The organism is Leptolyngbya boryana PCC 6306, assembly GCF_000353285.1.
In the GTDB taxonomy this organism is placed as follows: domain Bacteria; phylum Cyanobacteriota; class Cyanobacteriia; order Leptolyngbyales; family Leptolyngbyaceae; genus Leptolyngbya; species Leptolyngbya boryana.
Genome location: NZ_KB731324.1, coordinates 1,521,059 through 1,538,212 on the forward strand (window position 1 = coordinate 1,521,059; position 17,154 = coordinate 1,538,212).

The 17,154-nt window shown below is 44.7% G+C and carries 21 protein-coding genes; 13 read left to right on the forward strand and 8 right to left on the reverse strand.

Annotated features, from left to right (window positions below):
* Positions 1–83: 83 nt before the first annotated feature.
* From LEPBO_RS0107460 to LEPBO_RS0107470, 3 genes are all read left to right on the forward strand, one after another.
* Complete coding sequence (locus tag LEPBO_RS0107460) at positions 84–1,265, forward strand: AAA family ATPase (protein ID WP_017286922.1); 1,182 nt, start codon at positions 84–86, stop codon at positions 1,263–1,265.
* 2 nt (positions 1,266–1,267) lie between these two features.
* On the forward strand, positions 1,268–1,933 hold the full coding sequence (locus LEPBO_RS0107465; protein WP_026148479.1) for a DUF3226 domain-containing protein: 666 nt from the start codon (positions 1,268–1,270) through the stop codon (positions 1,931–1,933).
* Positions 1,934–2,109: 176 nt separating this feature from the next.
* Positions 2,110–2,604: a hypothetical protein gene (locus LEPBO_RS0107470; RefSeq protein WP_017286924.1), complete on the forward strand. Its 495-nt coding sequence runs from the start codon at positions 2,110–2,112 to the stop codon at positions 2,602–2,604.
* A gap of 51 nt (positions 2,605–2,655) precedes the next feature.
* On the opposite strand, the gene LEPBO_RS0107475 is transcribed toward LEPBO_RS0107470, so the two are convergent.
* The gene (locus tag LEPBO_RS0107475; RefSeq protein ID WP_017286925.1) at positions 2,656–3,519 is read right to left on the reverse strand and encodes a DMT family transporter; all 864 of its coding nucleotides are present in this window, start codon (positions 3,517–3,519) and stop codon (positions 2,656–2,658) included.
* 10 nt (positions 3,520–3,529) lie between these two features.
* Between LEPBO_RS0107475 and miaE the strand changes: the two genes are divergently transcribed.
* The 3 genes from miaE (at position 3,530) to LEPBO_RS0107490 (ending at position 5,930) form a co-directional block, all read left to right on the forward strand.
* Positions 3,530–4,126, forward strand: coding sequence for a tRNA-(ms[2]io[6]A)-hydroxylase (miaE, locus tag LEPBO_RS0107480; protein WP_239741300.1), 597 nt, complete (start codon positions 3,530–3,532; stop codon positions 4,124–4,126).
* Positions 4,126–4,623, forward strand: a complete 498-nt coding sequence (locus tag LEPBO_RS0107485) for a GNAT family N-acetyltransferase (protein WP_017286927.1) — start codon at positions 4,126–4,128, stop codon at positions 4,621–4,623. Before miaE ends, LEPBO_RS0107485 begins: the two co-directional genes overlap by 1 nt.
* Before the next feature lie 161 nt (positions 4,624–4,784).
* Entirely contained in the window at positions 4,785–5,930 is a 1,146-nt protein-coding gene (locus LEPBO_RS0107490; protein ID WP_017286928.1) for an AI-2E family transporter, read from the forward strand.
* A gap of 171 nt (positions 5,931–6,101) precedes the next feature.
* Here LEPBO_RS0107490 and LEPBO_RS0107495 read toward each other — a convergent pair whose 3' ends face one another.
* Positions 6,102–6,506 carry a hypothetical protein gene (locus LEPBO_RS0107495; RefSeq protein ID WP_017286929.1) on the reverse strand — a complete coding sequence of 135 codons (405 nt, stop codon included), beginning with the start codon at positions 6,504–6,506 and terminating at the stop codon, positions 6,102–6,104.
* Positions 6,507–6,509: 3 nt separating this feature from the next.
* Entirely contained in the window at positions 6,510–6,725 is a 216-nt protein-coding gene (locus LEPBO_RS0107500) for a hypothetical protein (RefSeq protein ID WP_017286930.1), read from the reverse strand.
* A gap of 320 nt (positions 6,726–7,045) precedes the next feature.
* Here LEPBO_RS0107500 and LEPBO_RS0107505 point away from each other — a divergent pair, with 320 nt between their 5' ends.
* Positions 7,046–7,456: a hypothetical protein gene (locus LEPBO_RS0107505; protein WP_225885710.1), complete on the forward strand. Its 411-nt coding sequence runs from the start codon at positions 7,046–7,048 to the stop codon at positions 7,454–7,456.
* Between the two features lie 49 nt (positions 7,457–7,505).
* On the forward strand, positions 7,506–8,450 hold the full coding sequence (locus LEPBO_RS0107510) for a bestrophin family protein (protein ID WP_017286932.1): 945 nt from the start codon (positions 7,506–7,508) through the stop codon (positions 8,448–8,450).
* Here LEPBO_RS0107510 and lnt read toward each other — a convergent pair.
* Entirely contained in the window at positions 8,400–9,869 is a 1,470-nt protein-coding gene (lnt, locus tag LEPBO_RS0107515) for an apolipoprotein N-acyltransferase (protein WP_017286933.1), read from the reverse strand. The genes LEPBO_RS0107510 and lnt overlap by 51 nt on opposite strands.
* Before the next feature lie 185 nt (positions 9,870–10,054).
* On the opposite strand from lnt, the gene LEPBO_RS0107520 reads away from it, so the two are divergent.
* Positions 10,055–10,927 carry a pentapeptide repeat-containing protein gene (locus tag LEPBO_RS0107520; RefSeq protein WP_017286934.1) on the forward strand — a complete coding sequence of 291 codons (873 nt, stop codon included), beginning with the start codon at positions 10,055–10,057 and terminating at the stop codon, positions 10,925–10,927.
* Here the strand turns inward: LEPBO_RS0107520 and LEPBO_RS0107525 are convergent.
* Positions 10,893–11,975: an acyl-CoA dehydrogenase family protein gene (locus LEPBO_RS0107525; RefSeq protein WP_017286935.1), complete on the reverse strand. Its 1,083-nt coding sequence runs from the start codon at positions 11,973–11,975 to the stop codon at positions 10,893–10,895. The two genes, LEPBO_RS0107520 and LEPBO_RS0107525, sit on opposite strands and share 35 nt — an antisense overlap.
* Before the next feature lie 44 nt (positions 11,976–12,019).
* Here LEPBO_RS0107525 and LEPBO_RS36385 point away from each other — a divergent pair, with 44 nt between their 5' ends.
* A complete protein-coding gene (locus LEPBO_RS36385) occupies positions 12,020–12,649 on the forward strand; it encodes a rhomboid family intramembrane serine protease (RefSeq protein WP_017286936.1) in 630 nt (209 codons plus the stop codon).
* A gap of 2 nt (positions 12,650–12,651) precedes the next feature.
* On the opposite strand, the gene LEPBO_RS0107535 is transcribed toward LEPBO_RS36385, so the two are convergent.
* Positions 12,652–13,050, reverse strand: a complete 399-nt coding sequence (locus tag LEPBO_RS0107535; protein WP_017286937.1) for a type II toxin-antitoxin system VapC family toxin — start codon at positions 13,048–13,050, stop codon at positions 12,652–12,654.
* Between the two features lie 2 nt (positions 13,051–13,052).
* Entirely contained in the window at positions 13,053–13,349 is a 297-nt protein-coding gene (locus LEPBO_RS36390; protein ID WP_017286938.1) for a hypothetical protein, read from the reverse strand.
* Positions 13,350–13,440: 91 nt separating this feature from the next.
* Here LEPBO_RS36390 and LEPBO_RS0107545 point away from each other — a divergent pair, with 91 nt between their 5' ends.
* Both LEPBO_RS0107545 and purU read left to right on the forward strand, forming a co-directional pair.
* On the forward strand, positions 13,441–14,037 hold the full coding sequence (locus tag LEPBO_RS0107545) for a DUF4340 domain-containing protein (protein WP_017286939.1): 597 nt from the start codon (positions 13,441–13,443) through the stop codon (positions 14,035–14,037).
* Positions 14,034–14,888: a formyltetrahydrofolate deformylase gene (purU, locus tag LEPBO_RS0107550; RefSeq protein WP_017286940.1), complete on the forward strand. Its 855-nt coding sequence runs from the start codon at positions 14,034–14,036 to the stop codon at positions 14,886–14,888. The genes LEPBO_RS0107545 and purU overlap by 4 nt, the downstream gene beginning before the upstream one ends.
* Here purU and LEPBO_RS36395 read toward each other — a convergent pair.
* Entirely contained in the window at positions 14,838–16,250 is a 1,413-nt protein-coding gene (locus tag LEPBO_RS36395) for a sensor histidine kinase (RefSeq protein WP_017286941.1), read from the reverse strand. The two genes, purU and LEPBO_RS36395, sit on opposite strands and share 51 nt — an antisense overlap.
* 112 nt (positions 16,251–16,362) lie before the next feature.
* Between LEPBO_RS36395 and LEPBO_RS0107560 the strand changes: the two genes are divergently transcribed.
* Positions 16,363–17,046, forward strand: coding sequence for a response regulator transcription factor (locus tag LEPBO_RS0107560; protein ID WP_017286942.1), 684 nt, complete (start codon positions 16,363–16,365; stop codon positions 17,044–17,046).
* Positions 17,047–17,154: the final 108 nt, after the last annotated feature.

The following is a 17,154-nucleotide window of genomic DNA, read 5'->3' on the forward strand; positions in this document are numbered from 1 at the left end:
AAGGAGCGATCGCGCTTTTTTAGCGGAATGTTTAGCGATCGCGTATCCTAAATCAGTAGGAAGCTGCCATCTTTTGAAGAATTATGTTGAAGTCATTAAAGCTTGAGAATTTTCGGGGGTTTAAATCATTTGAGCTTCAGCAACTAGGAAGAATTAATTTGCTAGTTGGGTCGAATAACAGCGGCAAGACTTCCATATTGGAGGCAATCGATCTTTTGCAGTCGAGAGCAAACCTTACCTCTCTAAAGAACCAGATGCTGGCACGTGGAGAGCTTTCAATAGGTGAAGATCAAGAAGAGGAAATTACTCTAGATGCACAACAAATATTCCACAATTACAGTGCTTCAGAAGATGTTGAATTACTACTCAAAGGTGAGCTTGAAAATGGTTCTCAGTTAATACTGCGGATTGCTGTATGGTCTGAAAATCTTGAGAAATCATTTTATGTTCACGGTCAAGTCAATGTTCAGGGTGAGACTAAGGGAGAACTTATGTTTCCTAAGCCTGAAGCCTCTAAAAATCAATCACTTATTACTAAAGAGACATATCCTTTCTTAAGATTTGGTTGGGAATTCCCAAAAAGCCCAAGTAGTATTGGCGTAGATATTGTAGGTATCAGAGTGTTTCCTGGCTATGCAATATCTATGCGAGAACTTAGAGAATATGTCAGAGAGGATATTCTTTCTACCAAGAGCGCTTACTTTATTAGATCTTCCTCACTTACTTCTTATGAAATGACAGAAATATTTAATCGAGTTGTTCTTACTCCTGATGAAGAACTTGTAAATCGAGCCTTACAAGTCATTGAGCCAACTATTCAACGAATTGCGTCAATGGGCATAAACCTAACTAGACGCAACAATAATCATGGCAACTTCTTTGTTCTCAGATCCGATATTAATCAACGAGTTCCAATTGGGAACATGGGTGAGGGAATGTGGCGCATGCTAGGGCTTGCGTTGGGATTAATTAATGCTAAAGGTGGCATTTTGCTTGTTGATGATATTGATACAGGATTGCACTTCAGCACAATGGTTGGAATGTGGAAAATGATTTGGGAAACTGCCAAGCGTTTGGATGTGCAGGTTTTTGCCACGACCCACAATAGCGATTGTTGGACAAGTCTCGCTGAAATTGCGCGATCGCAGGATGCTGCAGAACAAGGAATCACAATTCATCGAATCGAGAAAGATAAACAACGCTCGGTTGTCTTTAATGAACGAAAGATTGTGATTGCGGCTGATCAAGATATTGAGGTTCGTTGAGCGTGGCGAAGAAAGTTTTCCCGAAGAAGCTTCTTGTAGAGGGCAACGAAGATAAAAGAGTTATTCCTGAACTAATCGAGAAAAATGGTGTGATATGGGTAGATGAGCAGAACCATCCTATTGTTCAAATTCAGGCACTCGATGGGTATGAAAAGCTCACCGATCCTGACGAATTAGCAGTTCAACTGGATGCGTCTGGATTACAGATACTTGGTATCTTAATTGATGCGGATGAGCAACCTAATTCTCGATGGCAAAGTATCAGAAATGCTGCTCGTAAAAGTATTCCGGATTTGCCGAGTCAACTTCCAGAAGCTGGACTGATTCATCAAGCTCAGAACTCTATCGGTGATCCAATCAAATTTGGAATCTGGCTGATGCCTGACAATCAATTACAAGGGATGCTAGAAACTTTTCTTGCAAACCTCATTGAGGATGATAGACAGGAACTCTGGCAATATGCTCAGGAAGCGACACAAATTGCCGCCACTAAATCTGCTCCTTTCAAGCTAACGCATACAGATAAAGCTAATTTGTATACCTGGTTAGCTTGGCAAGCTCCACCGGGAAGACAACTTCATCAGGCAATCCAAGAACGAATTTTGCAGCCACAGCATCCAACAGCACAAGCATTCGTTCGCTGGTTTAAGAATTTGTATAACGTTTAATTGTGATCGCGGCAATAGTTCTGATAACTGAATGTCTTGCTGTGAATAAGCATGAACCGAAAAATGGCGCTGCGGTTAGTCCATCAGCGCGATCGCGCTTTTTTTGAATTCAGGAAATTGCTCCAGCGGTGGTGTATTTAACGGAACCACCAGAATGCAAAAAACTGAGCTATTTTATGCGATCGAATATTGCTCGATTGGGTTTAGGAATTGTTGCTTTATCTATTTTCTCAGCCGTTCCAGCCAGCGCCGCCAATGTTGAAATGCGAGTCCTTACAGCAAACGATACTGGCGCGATCTGTCCTGATAAGGTGACGTTGACAGAAACTCCGCGACCCTATCGTGAGGGAGGTTATACGATCGATGGGTCAGCAAACCTCAAGGCGATCGCAGAGAACATGACGATCGCTGCGACTGATGATTATAGTGTCACTTGGGTCGGCAAACTCAAACCTAAGTACAGCAAATGCACCGCAACGGCTGGCATCACTCGTATTGGCAATGAAGCTTATCAAGGACATTCTTATCTGCGCCTCCGCTTCATGAATGGAAAGGTTTACCTGATCCTTGATATGACTGGACAGGCAGATGCCAACGACTTCACAACGGTGATCTTGCAGAAATCAGTGCGAAATGGCAATCCAACCTGGAGTTGGGGAGGAACCGACTAAAGCGGAAATAAAGCGCGATCGAACTTTAACGTAAGAGAACCAGACAACTTTTTAGAACAACGTCAACACAATTACGCCGAATACCATAATTGCGGCTCCACCGAGCCGCTCTTTTAAACCTGTTTCTCGAAATAGGAAATGCCCAAACAGTACACTGATGAGCGCACTCATGCGTTTAATCGCAATGACTTGCGTGACTAACGTATAGGTTACGGCAATCATTTGAAACGTAATTGCGATCGCATGAAAGAACCCAATCAACATCAGCGGCTGCAAATTTGGCAAAATCTGCTTGAACTTGTGGCGGGAATTGAACAGCGCGATCGGAAACATGCCGACTGCTAAATAAGCATAAAGTGCTGTTGACCAAAAGAGCGGGGAGGAATTGACGACTCCAACCTTATCGAAATTAGACGTAATACTCCAGATGAAGGCAACCATCAACATAAATCGGCTGCCTTTATTTTTCAGCAATGCTTTCAAGGGTGCAAAGTAGCCTTTCTTGCGCTCGCGTAAGTTCAAAACATAAGAGCCAATTACGATCAGAGCAATTCCGATCGCATCAGCAAAGGTTGGATTTTCCTGCACAATTAACGGCGACGTGACCAGCAAGAATAATGGAGTCAGCGTCACTAATGGAACCGTTAGCGATAAATCTGCGATTTGAATTGCGCGAATGTAAAGCGTAAAAGAAATGACATTCAACGTTCCACCAATCAGCAATGCAACCCAAAATCCAGGCTCAACTTTTGGGATACCAGCCGCAAATAGTAAGGGAATCAGAAAAAGAACAGCAAAGATATTGGCAGTCCAAGCCACGATGTAAACATCTAAGTTTCTCAGACTGTATTTACTCGAAACATCCTTCAAAGACTCAAAAAAAGCCGTTAGAATTGCAAATGCCAACCAAATCATGAGAGTTTCCGTGGTTTCTTCTTTGCCGACGATTCGCTTTTTGCAACAGCCGACGAGTTCTGCTTGGGTCGAGCAAGCCTTGGCTAATCTAAACACAATTTTGCTAGATCATTCTCACTGCGAGCGGAAAGCGGCTGGAGTTGCGTTGAATTTAATGTTTCGCTATCCTTCCAGTGCAAAATTAGTGCGGATGCTAACCGCGATCGCTCAAGAAGAACTCGAACACTTTGAGCAAGTCAACCAAATTTTAGAGCGTCGCAACATTCCGCTTGCATCGCTTGCACCGCCGCCTTATGGTGCAAGTTTGAACAAACAAATTCGTCGCGAAGAACCCGATCGCATGTTAGATTCTCTCTTGGTTTCTGGCTTGATCGAAGCTCGGAGTCATGAGCGGTTGGGACTTCTCGCCACGCATTGCGAGGATCAAGAATTAGCGAAATTTTATCGAGCCTTGATGGCTTCTGAAGCTCGACATTATGGGGTGTATTGGACGTTAGCGGATACTTACTTTGAGCGATCGCTGATCACTCAACGCCTCGAAGAACTCGGAGCCATCGAAAGCCAAATTCTCTCGACGTTATACCCCCAGCCCAGAATTCATAGCTAATGCAGTATCGAGACTTTCTGATTCGAGCTTGGCAGCCGCACGATCGCATGGCTGCTTTCAACCTGATTGGCTCAGTGTTGGCAGAGTATGGACTGATTCAGGAACCCGAAGGAGCCGATCTCGATGTCTTAGAAGTCGAAACTTTTTATCAGAGTGGCGAATTCTGGGTCGTTGAGCGCAATCTTCAACTGGTGGGAACGGCAGCTTATTATCCAATTTCTAGAGGCAAAAATGCGGTTGAAATTCGCAAAATGTACTTGCGACCCGAAGCGCGAGGAGTGGGATTAGGAAAGTTTTTATTGAGCGAATTGGAAAACGCGATCGCTCAAAAAGGCTTTGAACAAATTTGGATCGAAACCGCGAGTGTTTTAAAAGAAGCCGTTCAACTCTACGAAAAAAATGGTTATCAACCCGCAACAGGTGTTGAAACTGCCCGATGCGATCGAGTGTATGTCAAATACCTGACTGAGAATCAACCTGCCTTCCTTGAGTTGTAAATGTCAAAACCACTTCCCACTCCCCACTCCCCACCAAATTCAGGATCGCCCTACGTCAAAAAATCCATCCCCCCTCCCGTAATGAAGTTTAAAAAATCAGACTCACATACGACCAGAGCAGCTAAACTCGATTAGTTTGCTCGTGTTAGGGGTGAGAAATTGTGGGACTTGGCAAGTGGGTCGGATTTCTAGCATTAGCGATTTCCCTCTATGTGCTGTGGGAGATGCGACAGGTTTTACTGCTCGTCTATGCAGCAGTTGTGTTTGCGACCGCATTAAATAGTTTTGTCAATACATTGCAGCGCTTCAAAATCAAGCGAGGCGGAGCTGTTCTCATTGCAATTGTGACCTTATTGACTGCGGCGATCTTTTTCGTCGCGCTGATTGTGCCGCCGTTTATTGCACAGTTCCAGCAGTTAGTAGAAATTGTGCCCCGGGGACTCGATCGCGTTCAGATCTGGGCGCAACAAATGCAGAACACGCTTCCTGGAGGAATGGCGCAATATATCCCGGATGTAGAAGATTTGATCCGTCAGGGTCAACCGCTTGTAGCGCGGTTACTCAGTAACTTCTTTTCATTCTTCTCGAACACATTCAACGTTCTGTTGAATATTCTATTGATCTTGATTCTGACCGTTATGTTGCTGATTGATCCTCAATCCTATCGACGAGGATTCATCGCACTATTTCCGTCGTTTTATCGGAGACGGGCAGATCAAATTCTGGCAATGTGCGAAGTTTCATTGGTCAATTGGGTAATTGGGATCATGATCAATATGATTGTGATCGGTCTAGTCAGCGGAATCGCACTGCTGATTTTAGGTGTACCGCTGGTATTAGCCAATGCGCTTTTAGCCGGATTGTTGGAAGCAATTCCGAATGTGGGTCCTGTTTTAAGTGTGATTCCACCAATGGCAGTGGCATTACTCGATGCGCCCTGGAAAGCCGTTGCCGTGCTAGTACTGTACATTGTGATTCAGCAATTAGAGCAGTATTTACTCGTTCCGTTTGTGATGTCGCGTCAGGTGGCAATTTTACCTGCGGTAACGTTGATGTCACAAGTTGTATTCACGGTTTTCTTTGGCTTTCTTGGCTTGTTTTTAGCCATTCCGCTTGTGATTGTGGGTCAGATTTGGGTGCGTGAGGCATTAGTGCGGGACATCCTCGATCGCTGGCGCAAAGACGAAATCGAAGCAGAACTGCTCGAACCCACCCCCCCAGAATTACAAAAGCTGCCAGCAGCCACACCAATCCACAGCTCGACTGTACCAAAAGATGAACCGCCGAGCGAGTCTCAAGAGGAGTAGTTGACTGCAATCTTGCGAAGTGGAGGAATAGGGCAAACCCAGGCACAGAAAGCTCCCTATTCCCCCACTCCTCCATCTCCCTATCGGTTCTGTTGAGTGGCGGCAAGTATGACTGAAACGAAGCGAGGAGAATTTTTTGCCGCTCTAACAGAATGGTTAGCTGGCTAGCCACTAGGATTTTGGATTGACTTCAAACTCCATCTTGGAGCGGTAGAAGCAAACATCAAATTCAAGAAAGAAGTTTGTCTGTCCCAAGATTAACGGAGTGTTTGGGCGCTTCACCCATGCGAAGAGTAATTCAACGGGTTGAAATTCACCGATTTGGGCAATCGCAGAAAAAGGCATCGCTGGCTGATTACTGAGATTCCCTGCTAACTGAATAATGGCTCTGCGATCGTCCCAAACTCCCCCCAATTGAAGACCGAGTTCATAGGATAAGACATTAACTGTTGCTCCGCTATCTACGAGACCGACTGCTTCAACGCTCCGAGCTTCTCGATGTAACATTAATGGAAGTCTCGGCAAACTATCAAACTCATTTTGAACTGGACTGTTGGTTGAATATTTGAATCGCATACACTATTGCTGACTTGCATCTGGCTGCTTGAAAGCCTCCATCAAAACTGCACCCGCGCCATAGCAATCATATGGAGTTGGCAAGTCATAGGTTTTGAAGGGTTCTAATGGCCCAAGCTGCTCAGTCATCTCCAAATCCTCAGCTAGAATCCGAATCAGCTTAAGTTTTTCTGCGGCAGAGAGTCGTCTTGCATCAGGAAGCAAATCAGCTAATGTCATGTCGTGTACCTCTTTTCAAGCAATCACACTTACAGCTTACTCGATATCAAACTGACCAGAAGACACGCCTTGGCTTGCTAGTACGCGAATGCTATATCCTGATCGTCCATAAATCCGCCCACTCAACGATTCAAATGATACATTCTTATGCCAACTATGTACGCAAGCAACTTGATCTTCATATCTAACTCTGCATTTCCAAATAACGCCCCTACCAACTAGAACGAAGCCAGCTAACAAATTGATTATGGTGAACGACTAGTGCGCTAAACTTGAGCCTGTATCACATCTGGAATAGTTGAGTTATGAGAATGCGATCGATGGTTGCAATCCTCCTGGCAGCGTGCATTTGGCTGTTGGGGACATTCGATGCGTGGGCATTGGTGCAGATTAAACTCTCAGATGTATCGTATCGAGAATGTCCCGAGGATTTAGCCAAAGGAGCGATTACAGCGGGCGGTGTACCTCAATCGGCGCGCTGTTTTATGGTGTTTGGCAAGGCAACCAATCCGACCAATAAATTGATCGTCAACGCAGATATTTTTGGACGAATTTACGATGCGAATGAAGATCCGATTATTGAAAATCGGACTCGCTTAGGTTCAATTCCAGAAGTGCCACCTGGAGTCAGTGAATTTGAATTTCCGATTAATGTGCCAGAGAGTCAGCCTTTGCCGTTAAAGCTTTTACAGTTCAAAGCGGCTGGATTTACGGGAACAGTCCGTCGTTAAGATCGCAAATGGTCAAGTATTATGAAGCGGTTGCAATGCGATCGAATGTATGAGTTTTGAAAAACAGCGCTGGCTGCGAACGGCACTTCAACTGAAAGGATCAGTTGTTTTAGATGTTTTACCGCGATCGCTCTTTTGCGGTTTTTTTGGGCTAATTGTCTCGATTGCATTTGGTCAAGGGATTCCGGTTTCAGTTCCTGCCTTAGCGAGTTTAATTCCTAATATTGTCTTAGGCTTGCTCTTAGTGTTTCGTACTAATACAGCCTACGATCGCTTTTGGGAAGGCAGAAAAGCTTGGGGAAAATTGGTCAACGATACCCGAAATCTCGCTCGACAAATCTGGGTGACCGTGTGCGAGAAAACAGAGCGCGATCGTATCGAAAAAATTGAAGCTCTGCATTTGTTAGTTGCTTTTGCAGTAACCACAAAAGCACATCTTCGCCAAGAACTTGCAGACTCAGAGTTAGAAAGTTTGTTAACTCCTGAGCATGTTTCAAAACTGAAAACGGTGACGAATCCACCTTTGAGAGTTGCGTTTTGGATTGGCGATTATTTGCAATTACAGCATCAGCACGATCGTGTCAAAATTCATCAACTCGTTGAGATGCAGCTACTCCTAAATGGATTAGTCGATTGTTTAGGCGCATGTGAGCGAATTCTCAAGACACCGATGCCGATCGCTTATGCCATTCACCTCAAACAGTTAATTTTGCTCTATTGCCTATCTTTGCCGTTTCAAATGGTGGGAAATTTAGGCTGGTGGACGGCTCCAGTGGTTGTGCTGATTAGCTTTACGTTGTTTGGAATTGAAGCGATCGGCATTGAAATTGAAAATCCATTTGGACGCGATCCAAATGATTTACCCCTCGATGCAATCTGTGAAACGATGCTGAAAAATATTATCGATTTAATCAGCTTAGAGCCGAGTATTAACCCTCAAGATCTATCGCTGATTACGACCTACGAAGAACAGCAACGTAACGCTCGCTCCTAGTAGAGTCGGAGTCAGCCAATCGCCCCATTTCACATACAAAGTCTGGGTTTGCTGGCGATAAATGGTGTCTGCGTGAACTGCATATTGATTCGGGTGCGATCGCCATTGCACCCGACCATGTGGATCAACAATGCCGGAGTATCCTGTGTTCGTTACCCGCACTGCCCACCGATCAGTTTCGATCGCTCGAATCACATCATGTGCTTCATGTTGTGCCATGAGTACGGTGCTGTAAGGATCTAAATTCGAGGCAGTGATCAAAAACTGCGCGCCTTTTGCCACCTGACGGCGAAACACTTCTGAAAATGCAGAATCGAAGCAAATCCCGATCGCGATTCGTCCTAATGGCGTTTGAAAGTCTTGATTAAAGTCTCCCGGCGACATCGAGGATTCAATCGGCGATAACCGCCCGAGAACTTCCTCAAACGGCATATATTCGCCCAAAGGAACTAATTTGATTTTGTTGTATCGAGCGATCGTGTTGCCTTGGTCGATCGCGATCAAGCTTTGGGTATATCGCGTGCCCTCTGGAAAAAATGTGCCAATCAATGCAAGCGTTTTCTTGTCCGCGATCGCTTGATTGACGCTATTTTTCAAATTCTGCCCTTGCCACAAAAACGGCAATGCTCCTTCTGGCGTGACGACAAAATCAGCATTTTGATCTGAAAGAGTTCGATAGCCTGAAGAATAGCCGTCTAATGCTTTTTTCAACCCTTCTGCAAAAAGTTTGACTCGCGTTGGCACATTGCCTTGCACAATGCCTGCGGTAAGTTTGGCTTCCGGGTTCTGTACGATCTCGCTTTGATAAAGTCCAAATCCGATCAGATGCAGCCCAAGAAAACTCGCAATGGCAATTCCATATAACCGCTTCTCTTTAGCTAACCAAGCCTCTGCAAGCAATCCATTCACCAGCACGATCGCGGCGGTGACAGTCAAAGTCCCTGAAATTCTTCCCAAATGTAAAATAATTAGATTCGCTGGACTCTGCGTATAAGCGAGCGATGTCCAATCGAGAGCGCTCCACTGTCGCACCGTTTCTAGCCCACACCAGAGCGCGACCCCGATGAGAATTCGCAACATTGGAGCTTTAAGCGTTCTCACGCCCCACGCCCACAGCCCTACACACAGCGCTCCCCATCCTGTGATAAATGTCCAAGCGAATGCGACGACTGCCACACTGGCAATCCACGGAATTCCGAGCCACATCAACGGATGCAAGCCCGTAATCCAATGCAGCGCAAATCCGTGATAAACAATTCCCCAAAGAATGGCAGGCTTTCTCGATCGAGTCTTGACCGTCACGACCCACAAGGGAGCCAACGCGATCCAAGCCAGACTCCAAAGCCCAATCGGCGCAGGCGCACATCCCATCAATCCAGCGCTGAAAATTGCGATCGGTAAAGCTATTTTCAGCTTCATAAAACACAACACTAACTCTTGTGCGATCGATACTACCAGTTAACTTATAAATCCTGCTGCTGGGGATTTTTTGAATTCAATCTCGATATGAACTTTAGTAAGCAACCGTTTCATTCTGTTTCTATCTCCGCGCAATTTTAGATAAACCGCATAAGCTGAAGAGAATCTTAAGATTGGAAGCAGACATGGAAGTCAGCGAGCTACTCCGACGATATGAATACGGCGATCGAGATTTCTCTGGAGTCAATCTCAGGAATGCAGACCTCAGCAATCTCACCCTTGTCGATATCAATTTGGAAAACGCCAACCTTACTGGTGCAAACTTCAGTCGATCGTTCTTAATGAAAGCCAACCTTAAAGGCGCTTTTCTCAACTGGGCAAATTTCCAGTTTGTCAAACTCACTGAAGGCAATTTTACCGATACAGATTTGACGAAAGCCCGCTTGAATGGCGCATTTCTGGTCAAATCTGACTTTACGCGATCGCGGCTAAGTGGAGCCGATCTCAGCCATGCGAACCTTCGTAGCGCTATCTTGGAACGAGCGAATCTCTGCGGCACGAAGCTGATCGGAGCCAATCTGCGCGGAGCTAAGCTTGATGGCGCAAACCTCAACTGGGCAAATCTGCAAGCTGCAAAACTCAGTGGTGCATCGCTCAAAAACGCTTTTCTCAGCGATACCAACCTTGCCGAAGCCTTCTTAAATGGAGCCGATCTCAGCGGTATCGATCTCACGGGAATCAACCTCAGCGAAGCAAAACTTAGTGGTGCAAATTTGGAGGGTGCGTCGTTATCGCTCTCAAATTTTAGAAATGCCCGTCTGCATGGAGCGAATCTCTCAGGTGCAAATCTGACGGGAGCAAACTTAGAAGCTGCCTTTCTCTATGGCGCAAACTTGCAATGGACAAATCTGAGCCGCGCAAATTTAACGCGATCGGATCTCAGTAACGCCCGAATTCTCGGAGTCAAACTCGAAGAAACCATTCTTACGGATACCGTCTTCTCAGATCTGGCTCGCCGATATATTACGCTCGCTGATCAATCTCATGCAATCGTGTGATGCGATCCAACGTTGCCTCTAAGACGGCTGCCGTCTGCCCCGAAACAGAGAACACTAATGCTTCTCGATAAACTCTCTGGGCTGGATGTCCTTTAGAATTTGCCGCTCCACTCGAAGCTACAACGGCGGCATGAGCGCACTTTGTAGCGAGTTCGATCGCCCAAGCTCGCAATTTCAAACGTTCCTCGAAGCTTTGATCTTGAGCCGTAGTAATCAAGTGCTGACAGCGTTGCCATTCCTCAGACAGCGCGGCATAGGCAGGTGCGATCGCTAGCTCTGATTTAGTTTCGATCGCCGCTTTGAGAATATCTAATCCAGCCTGAGCACACCCGAGTGAAAAGAAACTGTGATTAAGCACATTCACGCGATCTTGCTTGAAAATTGCCCCTGCTTCCGCTACAAATGCCACATCTGAAGCTGCAAGATGCCACTTTCTCAATTCTGCCGTTACCGTATTCGTCGAACTCATTGCCGCTAGCTGCATCGGTTCACTCAATCGAATTGAACCCTGAGTATCGGTATTCGTAAACGGAATCATGCCGTAAACCGCTTGACCATTGGGCAGAACGGCTGCAATCAGCGCCGATTCAAACAAGCCGAATCCGGTGATCCAGGGAATATGACCGTGAAGCTCATACCCATGAGCCGTCTCGATCGCTTGAAGCGGCGGATGATTCGATCGCCGTAAATGTGAAAACCCAATTCCCACAAGCTTCTCACCTGTTCCCATCTTCGGTAAGTAAGCTTGCTTCAACGCTTCATTCTCGCTTTTCGATAAAATTGCTCCAGCACTTTGATGTTGCGTTTGGAGAAAGGCAAGCGCACCAGAAAATCGAGCCGTTTGAGTTTGAAAGGAGTGAAACGCAGAAACGTCTAATTCTGCGCCGTTATAAAGTTTAGGAACTCTCAGCGCCAGCAGTTGACGATCGCCCAATCCTTGTAATGCCGATCGCAATGCTTTGACCTCTTCATCGAGCTGGTTGGCGATCGGTTGAATCGTTTCCCGCAGATAAGTATTCGCGATTTCCAGAAGAGATGCAGTTTGCATGTATAAAAGGGTGAATGTGAGAATGTGCGAATTCTGATTTGCGTATGACTGATTTTAGCCAAACTGCGGTACTCAACTGGGTTGAACGCGCCAAAATTCTTGGATATTTAGTCGCGATCGCTTGGATTGTGGCGGTGATCAATTTTGGCTTTTTCGCAAAGTCTTTGAATAACTTAGGGATTCGTCCCCGGCAATTGCCTGGATTATGGGGTGTGCTGTTTGCTCCGTTTTTGCATGGCAGTTGGGGACATTTAGAAAGCAATACGATCGCGTTTATCACTTACGGTGGACTAATTCTGTTACAAAACCCTGAGAATTTTGGAGCCGTCACGTTCACTGTTGCATTAACAAGCGGATTCGGAACATGGTTACTTGGGCGCGATCGCACCAATCATATTGGTGCAAGTGGCGTAACGTTTGGGTATTTAGGTTTTTTAATGTCTTTGGCATTCTTCGATCGTAATATCCCAACCGTTCTCCTCTTAGTGTTCACCGCCTTTTTTCACAGCAAATATCTTTGGGGTTTGCTTCCCATCTATCAGCGCATCTCCTGGGAAGAGCATCTGTTTGGCTTTCTCGGCGGCATTTTTGCTGCACGATATTTGCCGCAACTTCGAGAAGGATTTGGTCAATTTCTAGATGTTTTTAGGCAAGCCGAGGCTTGGATTCGATAAATTTAAAGCCAGTTTTCTAGATTTAACGACTGCACATTCTGCAAATCGGCATCATTAGAAACAACGGTTAAAGAATTCACGATCGCAGTTGCCGCGATCAAAATATCTGCATCTTGAATCGGTCTACCCCGTCTGCGCAAATCAGCATGGATTCTCGAAGCAGTTTCAATGATTTCGAGATCATCAATCAGCAAGATTTCGACTGATAAACAAAAAGTTTTAAAATTTGATAGCTGGCGAGTTGCATTGGAATAGATAAGACCGCGCTTGATTTCGTAGTAGCTCATACAGCTAATACAAAGCCTTGAGCGAGATTGCCTTGCGCGTCTGAATTGACGCATCGCTTGCTGGTTTTCTTTCAAAATCACGGTGATAATATTTGTATCCAGCAAGTAACCCATCTCTAATTTCCACGCTTCACCGCTTCATCAAACATTTGCATCTGCGCTGGTGTCAAATCGTTGAGCATTCCTGCAACACTATTCATGACCATAATATCTTGAACAATGCTAACCAACTCTTCTTGTGGAATCTCTAGAATCTGTTGCGGTTGCCAAAGTTCTAACAGTTCATCCGTATGTTCGCGAATCTGTTGAGTGCGATCGAGATCTTGAAGAAAAGGATGGTCTTTCTGAAGCTGATCAATAATTTGGGTAATCCGATGTTCAACGACTTGTTTTAAATCAGTTGCTTGAGTCATTTTCTTACCCTCCAAATGCCTGACTCAATTCTAACCGAGTCGTCCTCGTCGCGAAATCCTCTAAAATAGCTGCGGTGATTTGTTGCTTTCTATGAAATTTCAGCGCACTTCGATCGCTCTCGTCTTTGCTGCTTTGGCACTAGGTGGATATGTTTATTACACCGAGTCAAAAAAGCCGCCTCAAGTCGATCAAGCCCAGTCCGACGAGAAGCCGCTTTTTAACTTCAGAGAACAAGACATTCAAGCGTTCACGGTGCAGACTCCAAAACAAACCCTTGTCTTTGAGAAAGCAGGCAATTGGACATTGAAAAAGCCAGAAGTCGCCCCCGCAGATGAAGGTGCAGTGGCTTTTCTTCTCAATCTGCTTGCAACAGGGAAAAGCGATCGCACCTTTACCGTTCCCCCTGCTAAAAAGCCAGAATTCGGTTTAGATCAACCTTCTGCAATCGTTGAAGTAAAACTAAACAATCAGCAAAATCATCGCTTAGTCATCGGTAAACCAAACTTTAATCGAAATTTCTTGTATGCCTTAGTTGATCCGCCTGACAATCGAGATCTCTCTGTTTTACTCATTCCGATCAACTTTCAAAATGCAGTTGATCGCCCTTTAATAGAATGGAAACGGGATAAACCCAAACCTAAAGCTAGTCCCTCTATCCGCCCTAGTGCTTCTCCTTCTCCCAAATGAACACTCCAACCGCGACCCTGTTAATTTCCTGCCCTGATCAAAAAGGCTTAGTTGCAAAGCTTGCGAACTTTATCTACTCAAATGGCGGCAATATTATTCACGCTGATCAACATACTGACTTCTCAGCAGGATTGTTTCTGAATCGAATCGAATGGCAACTTGAAGGATTTCATTTACCACGTGAGGTAATCGAGCCTGCTTTTCAAGCCGTTGCCACTCCTTTAAATGCGAGTTGGAAATTACATTTCTCAGATGCCGTGCCGCGAATTGCGATTTGGGTGAGCAAGCAAGATCATTGTTTGTATGACTTGCTTTGGCGACAGCGATCGGGAGAATTCAAAGCGGAAATTCCAGTGATTATCAGCAATCATGAAGAGCTTGGAGCGATCGCGAAACAATTTGAGATTGATTTCCATCACATTCCCATCACCAAAGAAACGAAACTTGAACAAGAAGCAAAACAATTAGAACTCTTAGAACAATACAAGATTGATTTAGTCATCTTGGCAAAATATATGCAAGTTTTGAGTGCAGATTTTGTCTCAAAATTCTCGAATGTGATTAATATTCATCACTCATTTCTACCTGCATTTGCAGGCGCGAACCCTTATCAAAGAGCTTTTGAACGAGGGGTAAAAATCATTGGAGCGACGGCACATTATGTAACTAAAGATCTCGATGAAGGTCCAATCATTGAACAAGATGTGGTCAGAGTCAGCCATCGAGATGATGTCAAAGATCTCATTCGCAAAGGAAAAGATTTAGAGCGAATTGTGCTTGCAAGAGCCGTTCGACTACATCTACAAAATCGCGTTTTGGTGTATGGAAATCGAACAGTTGTCTTTGGTTAGAAGATGGCGAGCCAGTTCGATCGTGACAGTCGTGCCTTGACCTTTTTCGCTTTCAATCGTCATCACGCCCTGCTGTAACTCCACACACTTTTTAACGACTGCTAAACCTAAACCTGTTCCGGCTGCATAGTTTAGATTTTGCCCCCGATAAAAGGGTTCGCAAATCCTCGGCTGATCTTCTAAAGGAATTCCAATTCCTTGATCTTTGACTTGAAATCGAATGCGATCGCTGGTTCCATTGAGCAGTAATAAAACACTACTGCCTGGCTCAGAATACTTGATCGCATTCGCCAGCAAATTACTCAAAATCGAATACAACAATCGCTCATCCAAATTGGCATGAGTATATTTTCCTTGCGTTTGAAAGTGGATCACGTGATTCGTCGAAATCTCAAAATCTTCCACGAGATTCAAGCAAAATGCTTCTAGATCGATCGTTTCTGGATTGCACTCTAGTTTTCCTGCATCTGCTCTAGTTAAGGTCAGCACATCGATAAATAGTTGCTGCATTGATTTTGCAGCAGATTGAATTCGATCGAGATTTTTCAATCGCCGGGCTTCACTCCAATCTGAATTCCCTTTAATCAGCAATTGAACTGATCCTAGAACGACACTCAGCGGGGTGCGAAATTCATGAGAAACCATCGAGAAAAAATGAGTTTTCAGATCGCTGATTTCCTTCTGCTGCATCAATTTCTGCTTTAGATATTCTGCTTGATGACGTTGAGTGACCTGACTATACAAAGCCGCAAAGCAGATAAAAATTGCCATAAATCCAGCAATCATCATCCAAACTTCGATCACTTTTCGCGTCTGAATACTTTGTTTTGATTGCTCAATTGATTGTTTTAACTCTGTCTGCTTTTGCTGAGAAAGTTGGGAAATTACAGTGTGGATTCGTTCTCTCAAAGCAATACTTCGACTCGTTAAAATGCTTTGCTGCATCAATGCAGTTTGATTGATGTCATACAGCGCGATCGATTCGTTTAAAAGCTCAACTCGCTGTAAGACTATTTTTTGTAGCTCTTGATAACTTGAAAATTCTTTTGGCTCTAGCAAAAACTGCTGATGCAACTGGCTCAGCTTCACTGGAATCCGATCAATAGCAGATTTATATCGATTGAATTCGCTGCGATTTCCTAGATAAATATATCCGCGCCGAGCAGATTCTGCGCTCGTAATTTCTGCAAACACTTCATCTAAATTTTTAATCACTTCATAAGTTTGCTGAGACTTGTGACTGCTTTCCACTAGTTGATTTACATTTTGATATGAGATTAAACTGCTGATACAAAGAATCACAAGCAGCAATCCAAAGCCTGCAACGAGCCAGTTTCGTTCTGATGAATTTAAGAAAGTCATATTTTCTAATTTTTCAGATCGAGCCGTTTATCCGCAAAAATAGCAGGAAAAATTAACTATTGTGTGCAGCTAGATTGATTACAGTAACGATCATGCAAGCTTTCCTGTCGATATGCGTATTTTAGTCGTTGAAGATGACCAGCATTTAGCAGAGATTCTCACCGAAACTCTGAGCGATCGCGCTTACTCAGTAGATGTTGTAAAAGATGGTGAGTCTGCCTGGGATTGGCTAAATTCTTTGGTATATGACCTGATCGTCTTGGATGTTACCCTCCCTAAATTAGATGGCATTAGCTTATGCAAACGTCTACGAGGAGCACTCAATGAGAATGGAACGACCCCGGTCTTAATGTTGACCGCACGAGATACGATCGCCGACAAAATCTTAGGACTTGATGCTGGTGCAGATGATTACATGGTCAAGCCTTTTGATATTGAGGAACTAATGGCGCGAGTTCGTGCTTTACTTCGGCGCGGAACCAGTAGCCCAAATCCGACCTTGATCTGGGGCGACTTACAAATCGATTCAAGTACTTATGAAGTCAATTATGCCAATGCACCGCTGACGCTCACCCCGAAAGAGTATGCGTTGTTAGAGTTGCTTGTCTCTAGTGGACGAAAGGTACTGAGCCGCTCAGGAATTATCGATCGGCTTTGGTCACTTCAAGATCCACCCACTGAAGAAACGGTCAAATCTCACATCAAAAGTTTGCGCCAAAAGCTCAGAAATGCAGGTGCGCCTGAAGATTTGATTGAAACTGTTCACGGAGTAGGATATCGATTGAAACAACTCTAGGAATGTCTTGAACTGGCTGCGCAAACAGTGCGTGTGTGAGTTCTTACAGATGATATGACCAATTTAGTGAAGGGCGATAGCAGTTTTGTCGATCGTCTTTTTTGCTGT

What these genes read in the sequence shown, in the direction of transcription:
- LEPBO_RS0107505 (WP_225885710.1), top strand. Translation starts at nt 7,046, where the DNA reads ATGGTTGCAATCCTCCTGGCAGCGTGCATTTGGCTGTTGGGGACATTC.
- LEPBO_RS0107495 (WP_017286929.1), bottom strand. Translation starts at nt 6,506, where the DNA reads ATGCGATTCAAATATTCAACCAACAGTCCAGTTCAAAATGAGTTTGAT.
- LEPBO_RS0107510 (WP_017286932.1), top strand. Translation starts at nt 7,506, where the DNA reads ATGAGTTTTGAAAAACAGCGCTGGCTGCGAACGGCACTTCAACTGAAA.
- LEPBO_RS0107475 (WP_017286925.1), bottom strand. Translation starts at nt 3,519, where the DNA reads ATGATTTGGTTGGCATTTGCAATTCTAACGGCTTTTTTTGAGTCTTTG.
- purU (WP_017286940.1), top strand. Translation starts at nt 14,034, where the DNA reads ATGAACACTCCAACCGCGACCCTGTTAATTTCCTGCCCTGATCAAAAA.
- lnt (WP_017286933.1), bottom strand. Translation starts at nt 9,869, where the DNA reads ATGAAGCTGAAAATAGCTTTACCGATCGCAATTTTCAGCGCTGGATTG.
- LEPBO_RS0107545 (WP_017286939.1), top strand. Translation starts at nt 13,441, where the DNA reads ATGAAATTTCAGCGCACTTCGATCGCTCTCGTCTTTGCTGCTTTGGCA.
- LEPBO_RS36395 (WP_017286941.1), bottom strand. Translation starts at nt 16,250, where the DNA reads ATGACTTTCTTAAATTCATCAGAACGAAACTGGCTCGTTGCAGGCTTT.
- LEPBO_RS0107520 (WP_017286934.1), top strand. Translation starts at nt 10,055, where the DNA reads ATGGAAGTCAGCGAGCTACTCCGACGATATGAATACGGCGATCGAGAT.
- LEPBO_RS0107485 (WP_017286927.1), top strand. Translation starts at nt 4,126, where the DNA reads ATGCAGTATCGAGACTTTCTGATTCGAGCTTGGCAGCCGCACGATCGC.
- LEPBO_RS36390 (WP_017286938.1), bottom strand. Translation starts at nt 13,349, where the DNA reads ATGACTCAAGCAACTGATTTAAAACAAGTCGTTGAACATCGGATTACC.
- LEPBO_RS0107460 (WP_017286922.1), top strand. Translation starts at nt 84, where the DNA reads ATGTTGAAGTCATTAAAGCTTGAGAATTTTCGGGGGTTTAAATCATTT.
- LEPBO_RS0107535 (WP_017286937.1), bottom strand. Translation starts at nt 13,050, where the DNA reads ATGGGTTACTTGCTGGATACAAATATTATCACCGTGATTTTGAAAGAA.
- LEPBO_RS0107500 (WP_017286930.1), bottom strand. Translation starts at nt 6,725, where the DNA reads ATGACATTAGCTGATTTGCTTCCTGATGCAAGACGACTCTCTGCCGCA.
- LEPBO_RS0107525 (WP_017286935.1), bottom strand. Translation starts at nt 11,975, where the DNA reads ATGCAAACTGCATCTCTTCTGGAAATCGCGAATACTTATCTGCGGGAA.
- LEPBO_RS0107470 (WP_017286924.1), top strand. Translation starts at nt 2,110, where the DNA reads ATGCGATCGAATATTGCTCGATTGGGTTTAGGAATTGTTGCTTTATCT.
- LEPBO_RS36385 (WP_017286936.1), top strand. Translation starts at nt 12,020, where the DNA reads ATGACTGATTTTAGCCAAACTGCGGTACTCAACTGGGTTGAACGCGCC.
- LEPBO_RS0107560 (WP_017286942.1), top strand. Translation starts at nt 16,363, where the DNA reads ATGCGTATTTTAGTCGTTGAAGATGACCAGCATTTAGCAGAGATTCTC.